The sequence below is a fragment of the Streptomyces niveiscabiei genome (assembly GCF_001419795.1).
Classification (GTDB): domain Bacteria; phylum Actinomycetota; class Actinomycetes; order Streptomycetales; family Streptomycetaceae; genus Streptomyces; species Streptomyces niveiscabiei.
Window position 1 is genome coordinate 1 of sequence record NZ_LIRL01000524.1, and the last position, 16,592, is coordinate 16,592.

The 16,592-nt window shown below is 70.9% G+C and carries 17 protein-coding genes; 9 read left to right on the forward strand and 8 right to left on the reverse strand.

Translation table 11 applies throughout. The features are described 5' to 3' along the window. From AOK24_RS24830 to AOK24_RS24840, 3 genes are all read right to left on the reverse strand, one after another. Positions 1-975: nucleoside triphosphate pyrophosphohydrolase (locus tag AOK24_RS24830; RefSeq protein WP_055722293.1), on the reverse strand; the 975-nt coding region annotated here is incomplete at its 3' end. Between the two features lie 112 nt (positions 976-1,087). Further along, on the reverse strand, positions 1,088-1,720 hold the full coding sequence (locus tag AOK24_RS24835; protein ID WP_055722294.1) for a SurA N-terminal domain-containing protein: 633 nt from the start codon (positions 1,718-1,720) through the stop codon (positions 1,088-1,090). Positions 1,721-1,904: 184 nt separating this feature from the next. Continuing rightward, positions 1,905-2,735 (reverse strand): glycoside hydrolase domain-containing protein, encoded by an 831-nt coding sequence (locus tag AOK24_RS24840; RefSeq protein WP_055722295.1) that lies wholly within the window; start codon positions 2,733-2,735, stop codon positions 1,905-1,907. Positions 2,736-2,922: 187 nt separating this feature from the next. Here AOK24_RS24840 and AOK24_RS24845 point away from each other — a divergent pair, with 187 nt between their 5' ends. The 6 genes from AOK24_RS24845 to AOK24_RS24870 all read left to right on the forward strand — a co-directional run bounded on the left by AOK24_RS24845 (position 2,923) and on the right by AOK24_RS24870 (position 7,105). Further along, complete coding sequence (locus AOK24_RS24845; RefSeq protein WP_055722296.1) at positions 2,923-3,327, forward strand: hypothetical protein; 405 nt, start codon at positions 2,923-2,925, stop codon at positions 3,325-3,327. A gap of 149 nt (positions 3,328-3,476) precedes the next feature. Beyond that, positions 3,477-4,184: a hypothetical protein gene (locus AOK24_RS24850; RefSeq protein WP_055722297.1), complete on the forward strand. Its 708-nt coding sequence runs from the start codon at positions 3,477-3,479 to the stop codon at positions 4,182-4,184. A gap of 41 nt (positions 4,185-4,225) precedes the next feature. Further along, the gene (locus AOK24_RS24855; RefSeq protein WP_055722298.1) at positions 4,226-4,663 is read left to right on the forward strand and encodes a DUF6174 domain-containing protein; all 438 of its coding nucleotides are present in this window, start codon (positions 4,226-4,228) and stop codon (positions 4,661-4,663) included. Between the two features lie 77 nt (positions 4,664-4,740). Further along, positions 4,741-5,274, forward strand: coding sequence for a hypothetical protein (locus tag AOK24_RS24860; RefSeq protein ID WP_055722299.1), 534 nt, complete (start codon positions 4,741-4,743; stop codon positions 5,272-5,274). An 80-nt stretch (positions 5,275-5,354) separates the two neighbouring features. Continuing rightward, complete coding sequence (locus AOK24_RS24865) at positions 5,355-6,461, forward strand: sensor histidine kinase (protein ID WP_055722307.1); 1,107 nt, start codon at positions 5,355-5,357, stop codon at positions 6,459-6,461. Continuing rightward, a complete protein-coding gene (locus tag AOK24_RS24870) occupies positions 6,458-7,105 on the forward strand; it encodes a response regulator (protein WP_055722300.1) in 648 nt (215 codons plus the stop codon). The genes AOK24_RS24865 and AOK24_RS24870 overlap by 4 nt, the downstream gene beginning before the upstream one ends. 22 nt (positions 7,106-7,127) lie before the next feature. On the opposite strand, the gene AOK24_RS24875 is transcribed toward AOK24_RS24870, so the two are convergent. From AOK24_RS24875 to AOK24_RS24895, 5 genes are all read right to left on the reverse strand, one after another. Then, positions 7,128-7,442, reverse strand: coding sequence for a hypothetical protein (locus tag AOK24_RS24875; RefSeq protein WP_240554107.1), 315 nt, complete (start codon positions 7,440-7,442; stop codon positions 7,128-7,130). Between the two features lie 195 nt (positions 7,443-7,637). After that, on the reverse strand, positions 7,638-8,144 hold the full coding sequence (locus tag AOK24_RS24880) for an ATP-binding protein (RefSeq protein WP_055722301.1): 507 nt from the start codon (positions 8,142-8,144) through the stop codon (positions 7,638-7,640). A 327-nt stretch (positions 8,145-8,471) separates the two neighbouring features. Continuing rightward, complete coding sequence (locus AOK24_RS24885) at positions 8,472-9,239, reverse strand: enoyl-CoA hydratase/isomerase family protein (protein WP_055722302.1); 768 nt, start codon at positions 9,237-9,239, stop codon at positions 8,472-8,474. 85 nt (positions 9,240-9,324) lie between these two features. Beyond that, the gene (locus AOK24_RS24890) at positions 9,325-10,563 is read right to left on the reverse strand and encodes a L,D-transpeptidase (RefSeq protein WP_079056984.1); all 1,239 of its coding nucleotides are present in this window, start codon (positions 10,561-10,563) and stop codon (positions 9,325-9,327) included. 146 nt (positions 10,564-10,709) lie between these two features. Further along, positions 10,710-11,915, reverse strand: coding sequence for a L,D-transpeptidase (locus AOK24_RS24895; RefSeq protein WP_055722303.1), 1,206 nt, complete (start codon positions 11,913-11,915; stop codon positions 10,710-10,712). 189 nt (positions 11,916-12,104) lie between these two features. Between AOK24_RS24895 and glgX the strand changes: the two genes are divergently transcribed. From glgX to AOK24_RS24910, 3 genes are all read left to right on the forward strand, one after another. Further along, complete coding sequence (gene glgX / locus AOK24_RS24900; protein ID WP_055722304.1) at positions 12,105-14,366, forward strand: glycogen debranching protein GlgX; 2,262 nt, start codon at positions 12,105-12,107, stop codon at positions 14,364-14,366. 147 nt (positions 14,367-14,513) lie between these two features. Then, positions 14,514-15,308, forward strand: a complete 795-nt coding sequence (locus AOK24_RS24905; protein ID WP_420876687.1) for a polysaccharide deacetylase family protein — start codon at positions 14,514-14,516, stop codon at positions 15,306-15,308. Further along, positions 15,305-16,471: a YncE family protein gene (locus tag AOK24_RS24910; protein ID WP_055722306.1), complete on the forward strand. Its 1,167-nt coding sequence runs from the start codon at positions 15,305-15,307 to the stop codon at positions 16,469-16,471. Before AOK24_RS24905 ends, AOK24_RS24910 begins: the two co-directional genes overlap by 4 nt. The last annotated feature ends 121 nt before the right edge of the window (positions 16,472-16,592 follow it).

A 16,592-nucleotide genomic window follows, 5' to 3' on the forward strand; every position in this document is an offset into this window, starting at 1 on the left:
CCCCTCGACCCCCCGAACCGCCTCCCGGTACACCCGGGCCGCCGCCCGCAACGCCGCCTCCGGGTCCACCCCTTCCGCCTCGGCGCGAGCCGCGAGCGCCAGCAGTTCGTACCCGACGCCCTCGCCGCCCGGCAGCGGCACGTCCAGCCCGGCCGTCCGGACCCGGGACGTCAGCTTGGCCGCGAGGGCGAGGGCCGGCTGGTGGAGGGGGACGCCGTCCGTGACGGAGGCCCGGCGTTTCTCGATCGCCTTCGTGCGCAGCCAGTGCGCCTTGACCTCCTCGGGGGTCGTGGCGACCGCGTCACCGAAGACGTGCGGGTGGCGGTGGATCAGCTTGGTGACGATCGTCGCGGCGACGTCGTCGATGGAGAACGCCTCCTCCTCCGCGTCCTCGGCGATGCGCGCGTGGAAGACGACCTGGAGGAGGACGTCGCCGAGTTCCTCGCGGAGTTCGTCGTAGTCGCCCTCCTCGATCGCCTCGACGAGTTCGTACGACTCCTCGACCGCGTACTTCGCGAGCCCCTTGTGGGTCTGCTGCGAGGACCAGGGGCAGGCGAGGCGGATCCGGTCCATGACCTGGACGAGGTCGAGGAGACGGGCGCCGGGGAGGTCGTAGGAGGCGGGGAGGAGCTCCAGTTCGGGCAGGGCGAACCGCCCGGACCCGGCGAGACGGGCGAGCCCGTCGGTGAGGGCGGGCTCCCCCTCGCCGGTGGCGACGACGACCGCGGTCCGCCCCCCGGCGCACTCGGCCACCAGCTCCTCGGCACCGGGCGCGGCCACGGAGACGGCGATCCCGGCCTCCCGCAGATACGGCACCTGAGGATGCGCACCGTCCGCGCAGACGACCAGGTCCGCCGCGTGGAGCACCTGCCAGGCGGGCCAGGAGAGCAGGCCGGGGGCGACGCGGTGGCTGGTGGTGAGGAGGACGATGCGGCCGGTGGACCGCGCGGGATCTGCGGGGCTGGTTTCGTTCACACACCGAACGTAACCCACCCGCCGATCCCGCCCGGAAAGTTATCCACAGCCTGGGAGTGAAAGTCGTACGACCATCTTGTATGCCGTCACGCGCACCCCCACAGCCTCTCCCCTACGCCCCCGCGCTGATCTCCCGCACCCACGGCGTAGTCGCGTCCACCCGGCTCACCTTCCGCACGTCCCATCCCCCGTACCGGGGATTGAGATCCACCCCCAGCTCCTTCGACGCCGTCGACAGCGCGTTCCAGAACTCCGGCCGGCTCGTCTCCGTCCCCAGCTTCGCCGCCAGCTTCTGTGCCTCCAGCTGGAGATGGAGGTTCTCGTCGAGCCGCTGCGGCGGTACCCCGTACTGCTGGAGCCAGGCCGTCTCCAGCCCTTCGGCCCCGCCGGCCCGCTGCTCCAACCCGGCCCGCATCTCCTGGACTTCACGCCGGCTGACGGAGACCCCGGCGTTCTCGGCGGCCTTCTGGAGGACCTTGTCGAGGACCATCCCGTGCAGCGTGTCCCGCGTGAGCGTGCCGGTCTGCGCGATGGCCTGCGCGTACTGGGCGTCGTCCTCGACGGCCGCGCGCTGCGCGTCCCGGACCTCGTTGACCCGGCTCTCCAGCTGGGAGACGGTGATCCGCTGGCCGCCGACGACGGCCGCTGCACCGGGGTGCGCGTCGTTACCGCAGGCGGTCAGGAGGGGGGCTGCCGCGGCGATCGTGGCGGTCAGCAGGAGCGCGGTGCGACGACGGCGGTGCAAGGAGACCTCCTGTAGGAGCTTGTGCGGCGGTGCACAAAGTCTTGCGGTGATCGATGGTAGGCAGTGGTACGCCTGGGGCCAACCCATTCGACCAACGATTCACCGGGACTTGGGGCACCGCCGCGCCCGCGTCACGCGCTCAGGGGGTGCCGTCCGGCGCGTGTTCGAGAGGCTCCTGCGGACGTCAGCCCACGATCGCGACCGGCGCGTCCCACGCGTTGCGGTCGACGGTGATCGTGTAACCGCCGCGCTTCTCCTTGCTGTTGACCAGGTACTGGTGGCCCCGGCTGTGGCCGGTGAACTGGTCCTTGCCCCAGGGCCAGTCGGCGGTCGTGGTGTCCTTCCCGTCGTACAGCGCGTACCAGAGGTTGCCCGGCAGGTCGGTCTTGTTGACGGCCGTCGCGATCGCCTTGGCGCTGGAGGAGGTGAATCCGTAGTACCCGGCGCGGTAGACCTTGCCGCGCAGGGTCTTCGTGAACGAGCGCACATACGCCAACACGGCGTCGTTGCACGCCTTGTTGGTGATGTCGTACGCCTCCATGTCGAGGTAGACGGGGCTGCCGGCCTTCATGCCGAGCGCGGACGCCTTGGCGACGGCGTCGGCGGCGTCGGCCGCGCCGAGGGAGGTCGCCGTGGCGGCGCTGATCTTCTCGGGGCTGGACCCCGTCTGGCAGGGCGGCTGCGCGCCGACGTACAGCGGGATCAGCTTCCAGCCCTGCGCATTCACCGACTTCACCCAGGAGTTGGTGAGGTTGGGCTGGGCACAGCCGCGGTTCTTGCCGCCGATGTAGACGGCCGCGCCGCCGTAGTAGCCGTCGGCCTTCCACGCCTTCATCGCGGCGAGCGAGGGGGCGGTGCACGTGTCGAACGCGCGCCCCGTGTACGTCTTCTGCGCCGGCCAGACGGTCGCGGCCATCGACTGCTGCGCCGCGACCGCGCCCCCCGCGACCACGACGGCGCTCGCCACGCCCCACGCGATGTATCTGCGCTTCCTCGACTGCCGGTGCTCTGCCATTCCCACCCCTTGATTCGTTCAAACGTGCGCGTCGCAAGGTAGCCGACCGCGCCCCCGCCGTCCCGGAAACAGCCGTTTCCGATCGTCACAAGAATCCCCCACGCCACAGTAAAGGGGAGCCGCGCGTCGGACCCGCCGAACCCGGTGTCCTACGCTGACCGGACACGAGGGCGGGGATGAGGACGGCATGGCAGGCATACCAGGCGGCTACAACTACTCGACGCCACCGCCGAGTTCACGCTCCGCGAAGCGTCTTGAGGCGGGCTGGGGGCAGCGGATCGCCTGGACGCTGCCCGTGTGGGGCACGTTCGGCCTCTTCCTCTGGATCCCCTTCCTCTACCTCGCGCTCCGCCGCGGCCTGCCCTCCGACTGGGCCGCGTGCGCGTCCTTCGTGACGTACGAGGCCGCCGTCTGGACCTGGCTCATCGCCCTGGAGGACGGCGCGGGCGACGGCATCTTCGGCTTCGTCCTCCTCTTCGGCACGGCGATGGGGACGGCGCTGCTGCTCTTCGCCGCGTTCGACCCGAAGCCGCGGCCGGCTCCGGTGCGGTACGGGGCGCCGGCGCCGTACGCCCCTCCGTACGGCCGCTGAGCATCCGCCATGTGAAGAAAACGCGCAGTCTTTGGTTCACCTTTGGACATTTAGAGACTTTTCCGTGTCCTTTACCTTTCTATGATCAACCTTCCGGGCCTGGCGACCGTCAGGCCCACACGTTTGTGTACGACTGCTCAAGGACACCCATGCGCTCCCGCACCCTCAAGACGCTCGCCGTCGCCGCCGCACTCCCCCTCGCCCTGGCGGCCTGTTCCTCGAACTCGGACTCCGACGCGAAGCCGGCTGCGGCCAAGGCGACGCCGGCCAAGCCCGCGGACCCGAACAAGGGGATCCTGACCGGCACCGAGCTGAAGAAGGCGCTCGCGCCGGCGACGTACTTCGCGGCCGGCTTCGAGCTGGACGCGACGGTCACGCGGGACACGGGCGACACGTACAGAGCGCCGGAGACGACGGCGCAGAAGCCCGACTGCGCCGGCTTCGGCGGCACCGCGTGGATCGAGCTGACCGGCATCAAGGGCGTCTCGTTCGCGCAGGCGTCGTACCTGAACAAGAACACGACCGCCCAGCTGGACCAGGAGATCGACGCGTACCGGGGCACCACCTCGACGGACGTCATGACGGCGCTGAAGAAGGTCGTCGCCGCCTGCCCGAGCTACACGGACTCGGACACGAAGAGCAAGGTGAAGATCACCGGCACCACCACCCCCGCGCTCGGCGACGAGGCCTACACGATCACCCTGACCAGCGACGCCTGGGAGACCGGCACCACCCTGATCGCCTCCCGCGTCGGCACGAACGTCGTCAGCGTCCTCTCGACGGACGGCCCCGCCAACGGCTCGGCCAGCGCGAAGAAGCTCGCGGAGAAGCTGGTGACCGCGCTGAACGCGAAGTAGGCCCCCGGCGTCCAGGTCATGACCGTCACAAGGGGGACCCCATGACCACCGCGCGCCACCTCTCCGTCCTCACCCTGGCCGTGGCCCTGACCACCACGGCCTGCGGGGAGACCCGCACGTACCCGGGAGCGGATCCGACCTGGCGGGAGCCGGGGTCGTACACGTACACCCTCGCCGCCGAGAGCCAGGTCCTCGCGGGAACCTTCCGCATCACGGTCCGGAACGGGAAGGTCACCGCCGTGACGGCCCCGGACCCCGACAGCCGCAGACAGGCCGCCTACGCCGAACTCCCCACCATCGGCGCCTTGTTGAGCCGCCTGAAGACCGCTCGCGCCAACGGCGCCGACACCGCAGCGGTGGAGTACGCCCCCGGCGGCCGGCCCACCCGCGTCGTCCTCGACGAGGACCGGAACGCGGTCGACGACGAGGCGACGTACGTGATCTCCGCGTTCTCCCCGGCCGGCGCCGGGCCCGGATGAGGGGCCGTTGTTTCTCCACCCGGAGCTCCACCCGTGGGTCCAGGCTTCGCGGGCCTTCCGGCAGCAGGCTTGGGGGCATGACAACGACCGAGTGGATCACCGACATCGCTCTCCTGCTCGTCGTCTTCCGGCAGCTGCGGGAGGACCGGCTGGACCTCAAGACCTTTCTGATCCCGCTGGGGATCGTGGCCTTCGTGGCGCACACGTATCTGGACTCCGTCCCCACCGGGGGCAACGACCTGATACTGGTCGGCGCGCTCGTGGCCGTGGGTGCCGCGCTCGGGGTCGCGGGCGGCGTGTATACCCGGGTCCGGGCCGCCGGGGAGCATGTTCTGGTCAAGGCGGGTGCGGTCGCCGCGCTGCTGTGGGTGCTCGGGATGGGGGCCCGGATGGGGTTCCAGCTGTGGACCGAGTACGGCGGCGGCGCCGACGACGTCGCCCGGTTCAGCCTCGCCCACCACATCACCGGTGAGCAGGCGTGGGTGGCGGCCTTCGTCCTGATGGCGCTCACCGAGGTCGTCACGCGGCTGGCCACGATCTTCGTACGGAGCCGGATGCTGACGGCCGGGCGGGACGCCTCCGCCGCTGACCGGGTCGCGGTCCGGCCGTGAGCTATGGTCTGGCCGTGCCTCCCGCCTCCGCCCCCTCCCCGCCGGCCGCGCTCGGGCCGATCCCCGGCCGGGACCCCCGGGTGCAGTGGGTCCTGACCGCGGCGGTCATCGTCAGCGGGGCCGTGACGATCCGGCCGATGGACGTCAGCGGGCAGGGACTGGTGGTCGCGGTCCTGTTCGTCCTGAACTGCGCGGCGCTGCTGGCCCGCGGGCTGCCCGCGGACAGGGTCCCGCCGCGTGCCGCCGTCGTCTGGCTGTCGCTGGGGGTCCTCGCGGCGGCGGCGCTGACCGGCGCGAGCCGCAGCGGTACGGGGTACCTCTTCGCCTTCTTCCTCTGCGGGCACATCGGGTACCGGCTGCCGGCGAGGCAGGCGGCCGTCCTGGCGCTGGCCTGCGGCCTGCTGTGCGGCGGCGTCCTGTACTTCGGGATCGGGCCCGGCCACCAGGAGCTGCCCTGGGCCGTCGGTCTCACCACCGGCGCGCCGGTCCTGATCGGGATGCTCAACCGGGTCCAGCACCAGGCCGTGGCCGCCGCGCTGTCGGCGGCCGAGAGCGCGGAGCGGGCCGCCAGGGCCGAGGCGCAGGCCGCCGTACTCACCGAACGCGGCCGGATCGCGCGGGACGTGCACGACGTCCTCGCGCACACCCTCGCCGGGATCAACATGCAGCTGGAACTGGCTGACGCGCTGCTCGACACCGGCGACCTGGAGAAGGTCAGGGCCGCCAACGACAAGGCCCACAGCCTCGTCAAGGAGAGCCTGAAGCAGGCGCAGTGGACCGTCCACGCCCTGCGCGAGGACGCGTTGCCGCTGGTGGAGACCCTCACCGCGATGATCGAGTCGTCCGGCCACCGCGACGCGCTCACCGTCCACGGGCGTGCCGTGGAGCTGCCGGCCCGGGTGACCCAGAACCTGCTGCGGATCGCCCAGGAGTCCCTGACCAACGCCGCGCGGCACGCGCCGGGCGGCGAGGTGCGGGTGGAGCTGTCCTTCTCCGCCTCCGCCACGACGCTGACCGTCCGCAACCGGCCCGCCACCCGTACGGTGGACGCGGGGGCCGGCAGCGGCATGGGGCTGATCGGCATGCGTGAACGCGTCGCCCTCCTGGACGGCACCCTCACCGCTGGGCCGGTCACCGAGGGACCGGACCGAGGCGGCTGGCACGTGGAGGCAGTGATCCCCCGATGAGCGAACCCACCGAGAACTCCCGGCCGTTGCGCGTGATCGTCGCCGACGACCAGGCCACCGTCCGCGAACCGCTCGCCGCGGTGCTGGATCTGGCCGACGACATCGACGTCGTCGCGGCAGCCGCGGACGGCACCGGCGTCCTGGCCGCGGTCGCCGCCGGCCCCGTCGACGTGATCCTGATGGACCTGCGGATGCCGGGCGGCGGCGGGGTCGAGGCGATCGGCCGCCTCACCCGTACGGGAGCCCGCGCGAAGGTCCTCGTCCTGACGACGTACGACACCGACTCCGACACGCTCCCCGCGATCGAGGCGGGCGCGACGGGCTACCTCCTCAAGGACGCCCCGCGCGACGAGCTGTTCACGGCGGTCAGGGCGGCGGCGGACGGCCGTACGGTCCTGTCCCCGGCGGTTGCGACGCGCCTCGTCACCGCTGTCCGCACCCCCGCGAGCGAGCCCCTGTCCGCACGCGAGCGCGAAGTGCTCGCCCTCGTCGCGAAGGGCACGTCGAACCGCGAGATCGCACGCGAGCTGTTCATCAGCGAGGCCACCGTGAAGACCCACCTCACCCATCTCTACGCCAAGTTGGGCGTCAGCGACCGCGCGGCGGCGGTCGCGGTGGCGTACGAGCGGAAGATCCTCGGCTGATCCGGCGCGTCAACGGCCGGCTTCATCGGTGAGCCCTGACACCGGTTGCCGATCGGCGGCGCCACCGCACCGTGCCGGCGTCCAGGTCCACCCGGATGGGCGGGTCTTCTGCCGGCCTGACGTTCTTGCGCACGCGTTCTTGTTCCATAGCGCGCTTGACGGCCTGGGCCCCGGGGTCACCCTCCTGGATGAGGTCGACACCGATGGACGACAGGCCCTTGGTCTTGCGCCAGTAGATCCAGCCCCGTGCCTCCATCGCCAGCAGAACACGATCCGCCAGGAACACCGCGACGCCCAGAACAACCGCTACTCCCGCAACCACCAACACTGTGTCCACTGGTCAACGACCGCGCCTCAGCCGATCGACCCAGCGGCCAGGACCCCGTCGTGACCGGCGATCCTCTGCTCCTCGTACGAGGCCAGGGCCGCACTCATGGCCCCGCCCGCGAGGCCCCGGCGACAAACGGTTTCGCACGTCAGTCACGAAGCCACAACGGCCGTACACATCAGCGGACTTGCACAACTTCGGGGACTACCTCTCCCCCACCCTCATCTCGAACCACGTCGTCTTCCCGCGCGGGAGTAAGTCGACCCCCCAGCGGTCGGAGAGCTTGTCCACGAGGAACAACCCCCGCCCGCTGACGTCGAGTTCGTGGACCGGCATCAGGCAGGGCAGCCCCCGGGAGGGGTCGCGGACCTCGATGCGGATCCAGCCGCGGCGGCGGCGCATGCGCAGGCCGAAGACGCGGGCGCCGGTGTGGCGTACGGCGTTGCCGACGAGTTCGGAGACGAGGAGGACGGAGTCCTCGGCGAGCTTGGGGGTGAGCCCCCACCGGCGGAGGACCACGAACCGGGTGAGACGCCGGGCCGCCGCCGCCGACTCCGGGCGGGACGGGAGCGGCACCTCGGCCTCCGTGGGATCGCCGAACAGCTCCACGGCCCTCAGCGCCCGCTCGTCCTCGACCGCAGGCGACCAGCGCGCCGCGTCGTCCACACGCCCGTGTCCCCGCGGCTGTTCGAAACCCTCCAGCCCCGCCATGCCCCCATCATGGCGGCCCGGAGCGCCGTCCGTGGCCGTTCCGGGGGAATACGCCCCCTGCAAGCTTCCGGTGCCCGCCGCGCCCCTGGCATATGACCCCGGCACAGGGTGACCCGGCGGACCCCCGCCGAGCTGCGGAGACGGCTCACTCGACGGCAATCGACAGCTCCCTCGACACGGCTGACTCGCGGTCACCCCAAGGCTCCCACAAACCGCCCCATCGAGGGACCCGGATGAGACATCACGTCAATTGCAAGACCCTGTACGGCGATTCGGCAAGGGGATACCTCACAGGCCGATCAGGTTTACGGCGCAACAGCTGCTCCCTCAGAGGAACTTCGCCTTCCCCGGACCCTCCTCCACGAAGCTCCGCATCCCCCGCTCCCGGTCCTCCGTCGCGAACAGCGCCGCGAACCAGGTGCGTTCCACGGCGAGACCCGTCTCCAGGTCCGTCTCCAGGCCCGTGTCGATCGACTCCTTCGCGGCGCGCAGCGCGATCGCCGGACCCTGCGCGAGCTTCGCGGCCCACGCGTGCGCCTGCGCGTACACCTCGTCGGCGGGGACGACGCGGTCCACGAGGCCGAGGGACAGCGCCTCGTCCGCCTTCACCATGCGGCCGGTGAAGATGAGGTCCTTCGCCTTGGACGGGCCGATCAGCCGGGCCAGCCGCTGGGTGCCGCCCGCGCCCGGGATCACGCCGAGGAGGATCTCCGGCTGGCCCAGCTTCGCGTTCTCCCCGGCGATCCGGTAGTCCGCGCAGAGCGCCAACTCGCAGCCACCGCCCAGCGCGTACCCGGTGACCGCCGCGACGACCGGCTTCGGGATCCGCGCGACGGCCGTGAACGCGTCCTGGAGCGCGCGGGCGCGCAGCACCATCGCCGCGTGGTCCATCGCCTGCATCTCCTTGATGTCCGCGCCGGCCGCGAACACCTTCTCCCCGCCGTACACGACCACCGCGCGTACGTCGTCCCGCCGCGCGGCCTCCTCGGCGAGCTCCTTCAGCCGGTCCTGCGTGGCGGTGTCCAGCGCGTTCATGGGCGGGCGGTCGAGCCGCAGCGTGCCGACGCCTTCGGCGACTTCGAGATTCACGGTCATGGGAGCAGGTTAAGGGTCACTAACGACAGTGGCTTCGGTGCCGTGAGTCACAGCACCGAAGCCACCCCCTACCTACTGAAACGAATTACTTCGTCCACTCCGCCCACGACATGTTCCAGCCGTTGAGCCCGTTCGCCGGGTTCACCACCGGGTCCGTCGAGTTCTTGACCACGACGACGTCACCGATCATCGAGTGGTCGAAGAACCACGCGGCGGCGATGTCGCTGTCGTACCCGCCCCGCACATCGCGCAGCCCGATGCAGCCGTGGCTCGCGTTGTAGTTCCCGAAGGCGTCCCCGCCCCAGTAGTTGCCGTGCACGAACGTGCCCGAGTCGGTGAGGCGGACCGCGTGGGGGACGTCCTTGATGTCGTACTCGCCGTCGTAGCCGACGGTGTCCCCGTTCATGCGGGTGACCTTGTACTTCTCGCTCATCACCATCTGCCCGTTCCAGGTGGCGTACCCGGGCTTGCCGGTCGTCACGGGGATCGTCTTGATGGTCTTGCCGTTCTGCTGGACGCTCATCGTGTGCTTCTTGGCGTCGACGATCGACACCTGGTTGCGCCCGATGGTGAAGGAGACGGTCTTGGACTGCTCGCCGTAGACGCCCTTGCGGCCCTCGACGCCGTCGAGGCTGAGCTTGACGGTGACCTTCGTACCGGCCTTCCAGTACTGCTCGGGACGGAAGTCGAGGCGGTCGTTGCCGAACCAGTGGCCCTGGACGTCGACGGCCGGGACCGTCTTGATCTCGATGGCCTTCTCGACGGCGTCCGGCGCGGTGATCCCGCGCGTGAAGCGGATCGAGAACGGCATCCCGACGCCGACGGTCGAGCCGTCCTCGGGCGTGAAGTTGCCCGTGAACGTGTTCTTCGGGCTGAGGGTCGTGAACGTCGAGTCCTCGGCGGCCTGGCGCCCCCCGGCGTCCTTGGCGACCGCGTGCACCTGGTACTTCGTGGCGGCGGCGAGGTGCGTGGCGGGCGTCCAGCCGGCGCCGTCGGCGGAGATCGCCCCCTTGACCGCCGTACCCTTCGGGTCCTTGACGACGACCTCGGTGAGCTTGCCCTTCGCGGCGGTCACCTTCAGCGTGCCGCTCGTGTTCACGGCGGTCGCGCCGTTCGCCGGGAGGATGCTGACGACCGCCTCGGACTGGGCGCTCTGCGCGCTGTCGGCGGGCTTGCCCTTGGTGTCGTTCTTGCCGGAGTCGGCGGAACTCGAGTTCCCGCTCCCGCCGCACGCGGTGACGGCGAGCAGGAGGACGCCGGACATCAGCGCCAGCCCCCGCTTCCGGCCTCGCACCGACGCCCCCGATATCGGCCGCACGTTCACGTCGTTCTCCCCTCGCGAGGCCCCTGGTCAGAGCCCCCACCCCCGCGCTCGCCGCGCGATCACTGGCGCATCCTAACCGCCGTCATTTGACCATCTGGTCAGGTAAACGTCACCGTTTCGTCGCAAAGGACCCACACCCCCTCCCCCTACCCGGCCGCACCTCCCGCGACCCACTCCTTCCAGCCCATGTTCCAGCCGCCCAGCCCGTTGTCCGCCGCCACCGTCTTGTCCCGGCTGTTGACCACCTCCACCACGTCCCCGACCAGACTCCGGTCGAAGAACCACCCCGCCGGAGTCTCCGACGAACCCCCCTTCACATCCCTCAGCCCCACACACCCGTGACTCACGTTCACCCGTCCAACGGCGTACGGCGCCCAGTAGTTCCCGTGCAGGAACGTCCCCGAATCGGTCAGCCGCATCGCGTGCGGCACGTCCGGGATGTCGTACTCCCCGCCGAACCCGACGGTCCGGCTGTTCATCCGCGTCACGTCGAGCATCTCGGTGACGACCATCTTCCCGTTGTACGTCGGCGTCTTCGGCGAACCCGCGGTGATCGGCACGGTCGCCAGCAGCCGCCCGTCCCGCCGCACCTCCATCGTGTGGCCGGCGGCGTCCACCAGCGACACCTGGTCGCGCCCGACGGTGAACGAGAACGTCTTGGACTGGAGCCCGTACACCCCGGGCGCCCCCTCGACGTCCCGCAGCCGCAGCGCCACCGTGACCCGCGTGCCCGGCTTCCAGTACGCGCGCGGCCGGAAGTCGAGCCGCTCGCCGCCGAACCAGTGCGGGCGCACCTCCACCGGAGGGTCCGCGGTGACCTCGACGGCCCGCTCCACGTCCGCGCGGTTGACGATCTCCCGGTTGAACTCCAGCGACACGATCATGCCGGTGCCGACGACCGAACGGTTCTCCGGAGCGACGTACCCGATGAACCGCTCGTCCGGCACGAACGTCGTGAACGTGCTGTGCCGCGCCAGCCGGTTGCCCGACTCGTCGCGCGCGACGACGTCCACCGTGTACCGCGCGGCGAGCGCGAGCCGGTCGTCGTCCGGCTGCCAACTCCCGCCGTCGTCCACGATCTTCCCGGGTACGAGGGTCTCCTGCGCGTCCTGCACGCGCGCGACCCGTACGGACTCCAGCTTCCCGAACGGCACCCGCACCCGCAGCTTCCCGTCCGCCCCCACCCCCTTCACCCCGTCGTCCGGCGTCACCCGGATCACGTCCCGGGCAGCCGCCGGTTTCCCGAGCAGCCGGTCCATCCCACTGCGCCCGTCCCCGGCCGTACACCCGGCGACGAGCCCTGCCACCACGACGACCAGCGCGGCACCCGCGCGTCTCTGTCCATACGTCACGCCCGTACAACGAGCGGGTACACCCCGGGGAAACGTGAAAAGGAAACATGAGTACGACCCCCGGTCTGCGCGCGGCAGCCGCTGGGCAGAACAGGGGGAGGACGACGACCGTACGCCGGGGAGCCGCGCCACGCCGTACCCATCCGGCGGGGTGTCCCGGCGGCGGACAGGACGAAGAGGGGCCGACCGGTGTCCAGCACAGCCGAACAGGAGCCAGCCACGCCCCTGAGCCAGGAGGCGGAGCGCCGCCCTCCGGCGCCGCCCGTCTGGCCCGGCGCTCCCGTCCCCCTCGGCGCGCGCGTCCGCACGGGCCCCGGCGGGGTGAGCGGCACCAACTTCGCGCTGTGGGCGGGCGGGGCGGAGGCGGTCGACCTGTGCCTGTTCGACGACGATGACGTCGACGATGACGCAGACGGCGACGGAGACGGCGGTGCCGGTCGTGTCGGCGGTGCCGCTCGTGAGACCCGCGTGCGTCTCACCGAACTCACCCACGAGGTCTGGCACGGCTTCGTCCCCGGCGTGCGTCCCGGCCGCCGCTACGGGTTCCGTGTGCACGGCCGCTGGGACCCCTGGACCGGCGCCCGCTGGAACCCGGCGAAGCTGCTCCTCGACCCGTACGCCCGTGCCGTGGACGGCGAGTTCGGGCTGCCGCCCGAGGTGTACGGCCATGTCCGCGACTGGCCCCAGCAGCACATCGCCGACACGGTCCGCGACGACCGCGACTCAGCGCCCTTCGTCCCCAAGGGAGTTGTCGTCCAGGACGAGGACGACTGGTCCGACGACCAGCGCCCCAAGACGCCGTGGGCGGACTCGGTGATCTACGAGCTCCACGTCCGCGGCTTCACCCGGCTGCACCCCGGCATCCCGCCCGAACTCCGCGGCACCTACGCCGGGTTGGCGCACCCGGCGGCCATCGAGCACCTCGTCAAGCTCGGCGTCACGGCCGTCGAACTCCTCCCCGTCCACCAATTCGCCCACGAGGACCACCTGTTGCGGAAGGGGCTGCGCAACTACTGGGGCTACAACTCCATCGGCTACTTCGCCCCGCACGCCGCCTACGCCTCCTCGGGGACGACGGGACAGCAGGTCGGCGAGTTCAAGCGCATGGTCCGCGCGCTGCACGCGGCGGGCATCGAGGTGATCCTCGACGTCGTCTACAACCACACCGCCGAAGCGGGGGAGTTGGGGCCGACGCTCTCCCTCAAGGGCATCGACAACCGCGGCTACTACCGCCTCCAGAACGACGCCCGCCGGTACGCCGACTACACCGGCTGCGGCAACACCCTGCACGTCGTCCAGCCGCACGTCCTGCGCCTCATCACCGACTCCCTGCGGTACTGGGTCACCGAAATGGGCGTCGACGGCTTCCGGTTCGACCTCGCGGCGGCGCTGGCCCGCTCCATGCACGACGTCGACATGCTCTCCCCGTTCCTCGCGGTCATCGCCCAGGACCCGGTGCTGCGGCGGGTCAAGCTCATCGCCGAGCCCTGGGACGTCGGCTCGGGCGGCTACCAGGTCGGCGCCTTCCCTCCGCTGTGGACAGAGTGGAACGACCGGTACCGGGGCGCCGTACGGGACTTCTGGCGCGGCGCGCTGCCCGACGTACGGGAGATGGGGTACCGGCTCTCCGGGTCCAGCGACCTCTACGCCTGGGGCGGGCGGCGGCCGTACGCGTCCGTCAACTTCGTGACCGCGCACGACGGTTACACGCTGCGTGACCTCGTGTCGTACGAGCGCAAGCACAACGAGGCGAACGGGGAGGGGAACCGGGACGGGAGCGACGACAACCGGTCCTGGAACTGCGGGGCCGAGGGGGAGACGGACGACGCCGGTGTACTCGCCCTGCGTCAGCGGCAGTTGAGGAACCTCATGACGACACTGCTGCTGTCGACCGGGGTGCCGATGCTCGTCGCCGGGGACGAGATGGGGCGGACCCAGGGGGGCAACAACAACGCCTACTGCCAGGACAACGCCACGAGTTGGGTCGACTGGGGGCTGCTGGAGGAGCCGGGGTGGCGGTCGCTGTTCGAGCTGAGTTCGCGGCTCATCGCGCTGAGACACCGTCATCCGGTGCTGCGGCGGCGGGCGTTCTTCTCCGGGCGGGCCCATTCCGCCGACGGGATACGGGACTTGGCGTGGTTCACCGCGCGGGGGGAGGAGATGACCGACGGCGACTGGTACGCGCCGGCCGCCACCCTCGGGATGTACCTGTCCGGGCGGGACATCCCCGGGCGGGACGAGCGGGGGGAGCCGGTCGTCGACGACAGCTTCTTCGCCGTGCTGCACGCGGGGGAGGCGGCGGTGGGGTTCACGCTGCCCGGGGTGCCGTGGGCCGAGCGGTACGAGGTGGTGGTGGACACCGCGCAGGAGTCGGAGGGGGCCGTGCACGAGGCGGGGACGGAGGTGGTGATCCCGGGGCGAACGGTCCTGCTGCTGAAGGTGCGTTCGTGAGCCGAGGGATGTTCGTAGGATCGCCCGACAGGATGACCGTGCGTTCGTCATGCCATCGGCGAGGAGGCACCCCGCGTCCGGCGACCTTCTCGCCCCCGGGCGGGTGAATCACCCCTTTTGGTGCCTTCAGCCCCTTAAATGGGCCAGGTGACTACGACCGACCGTCGTGCCGCGCTGCGGGCGGGTGCTGGGCTTGTTGCCGGGGGCGTGTTCGTCGCCGCGTGCTCCGGGCGTGGTGATCCGGGCCGCGCCGAGCCGTCCCGTGCCGCGCCCGGCACCACCCCGTCGCACGCGCCGGCCCGCACCCTCATCGCCGTACCCGCTCCTCGCGCCTTCCCCCGTGAGCCGGCGCAGATCGCGACCGGGCCCCGTAACCGTCCGCAGGTCGCGCTGACTTTTCACGGGGCCGGTGATCCGGGCATCGCGAAGGCGGTGCTGGGGGAGGCCGAGCGGGCCGGGGCCCGGGTGACCGTGCTGGCTGTCGGGGGGTGGCTGGACGCGTATCCCGGGATGGCCCGGCGGGTGCTCGACGGGGGGCATGACCTGGGGAATCACACGCAGCGGCATCTCGGGATCAACGAGATGGACGAGGCGCGGGCGCGCGCGGAGATCGTCGGGTGCGGTGAGCGGCTCAAGCGGCTGACCGGCGGGATCGGGAACTGGTTCCGGCCGTCGCGGGCCGCGCGCGCGTCGCCGCTGGTCGTGCGGCTCGCGCGGGAGGCCGGGTACCCGCACGTCCTGTCGTACGACGTCGACTCGCTCGACTTCACCTCACCCGGCGCCGACCAGGTCGCCCGGACGGTCCTCGACGAGGTCCGCGCGGGCTCCGTCGTGAGCCTGCACTTCGGCTACCGCGACACGGTCGCCGCCCTCCCCGTCGTCCTCGAAGAACTCGGCCGCCGCGGGCTGCGCGCGGTCACCACCACGGAGCTGCTCAGTTGAAGAGTCGTCCTGCGTTCGTCGCCCTCGTCCTCGCCGCGGCGCTCGCCGCCTGCGGCACCCAGAGCGGGGAGAAGAAGACCACCGAGGCCACGAAGGCCGCCGTCCCGGCGCCGGTGAAGAAGGCGGTGCCCCAGGGCCTGCCCGGCATGCCGCCGGTGCTCGACCCGAAGGACGTGTACGCCGCCGACCGCCCGAACCGCCTCTCGCCGGTCGTGAAGGACTTCCCGTCCCGCGTGTACGTCCCGAACACCGAGTCGGACACGGTCAGCGTCATCGACCCGAAGACGTACGAGATCGTCGACACCCTGCACGTCGGACGCCAGCCCCAACACGTCGTCCCCTCCTGGGACTTGAAGACCCTGTGGGTCAACAACAACCGGGGCCACACCCTCACGCCGATCGACCCGCGAACCGGCAAGGCGGGCAAGCCCGTCGAGGTGCACGACCCGTACAACCTGTACTTCACGCCGAACGGGAAGTACGCGGTCGTGATGGCGTCCCTGGACCGGGAGTTGGTGTTCCGGGACCCGCACACGATGAAGCGGGTCAAGACCGTGCCGGTCACCTGCTACGGCGTCAACCACGCGGACTTCTCGCTCGACGGCCGCTATTTCGTGGTGAGTTGCGAGTTCAGCGGCGAACTCCTGAAGGTCGACACGGAGAAGATGGAGGTCGTCGGCCAGCAGAAGCTCCCGTTCGACGGGGCGATGCCGCAGGACGTGAAGATCTCGCCCGACGGGAAGCGCTTCTACATCGCCGACATGATGGCCGACGGCATGTGGATCGTCGACGGAAAGACCTTCGGCAAACCGGAGTTCCTGCCCACCGGCAAGGGCTGCCACGGCCTCTACGTCAGCCGCGACTCCCGCGAGATGTACGTCTCCAACCGGGGCGAGGGCACCATCTCCATCTTCGACTTCACGCAGAACAAGCTGACCAAGAAGTGGCACCTCCCGCAGGGCGGCAGCCCCGACATGGGCGGCGTCTCGGCGGACGGCAAAGTCCTCTGGCTGTCCGGGCGTTACGACGCGGAGGTGTACGCGATCGACACCACCACCGGCAAGCAGCTCGCCCGCGTCAAGGTCGGCTCCGGCCCGCACGGACTCGCGGTCTACCCCCAGCCGGGCCGCTACTCGCTGGGCCACACCGGCATCTTCCGCTGAACCCCTGTTGACCGGCGGTCAGTTGACTCGCCGCCGTACGGAGGTGATGATCATGCCCGTCAGCCTGACGGCCCGGCTCCCGGGGGTGGGGGATCTTCACCCGTACGGCGGCGAGTCAACT

What these genes read in the sequence shown, in the direction of transcription:
- AOK24_RS24840 (WP_055722295.1), bottom strand. Translation starts at nt 2,735, where the DNA reads ATGGCAGAGCACCGGCAGTCGAGGAAGCGCAGATACATCGCGTGGGGC.
- AOK24_RS24845 (WP_055722296.1), top strand. Translation starts at nt 2,923, where the DNA reads ATGGCAGGCATACCAGGCGGCTACAACTACTCGACGCCACCGCCGAGT.
- AOK24_RS24850 (WP_055722297.1), top strand. Translation starts at nt 3,477, where the DNA reads ATGCGCTCCCGCACCCTCAAGACGCTCGCCGTCGCCGCCGCACTCCCC.
- AOK24_RS24855 (WP_055722298.1), top strand. Translation starts at nt 4,226, where the DNA reads ATGACCACCGCGCGCCACCTCTCCGTCCTCACCCTGGCCGTGGCCCTG.
- AOK24_RS24860 (WP_055722299.1), top strand. Translation starts at nt 4,741, where the DNA reads ATGACAACGACCGAGTGGATCACCGACATCGCTCTCCTGCTCGTCGTC.
- AOK24_RS24870 (WP_055722300.1), top strand. Translation starts at nt 6,458, where the DNA reads ATGAGCGAACCCACCGAGAACTCCCGGCCGTTGCGCGTGATCGTCGCC.
- AOK24_RS24880 (WP_055722301.1), bottom strand. Translation starts at nt 8,144, where the DNA reads ATGGCGGGGCTGGAGGGTTTCGAACAGCCGCGGGGACACGGGCGTGTG.
- AOK24_RS24885 (WP_055722302.1), bottom strand. Translation starts at nt 9,239, where the DNA reads ATGACCGTGAATCTCGAAGTCGCCGAAGGCGTCGGCACGCTGCGGCTC.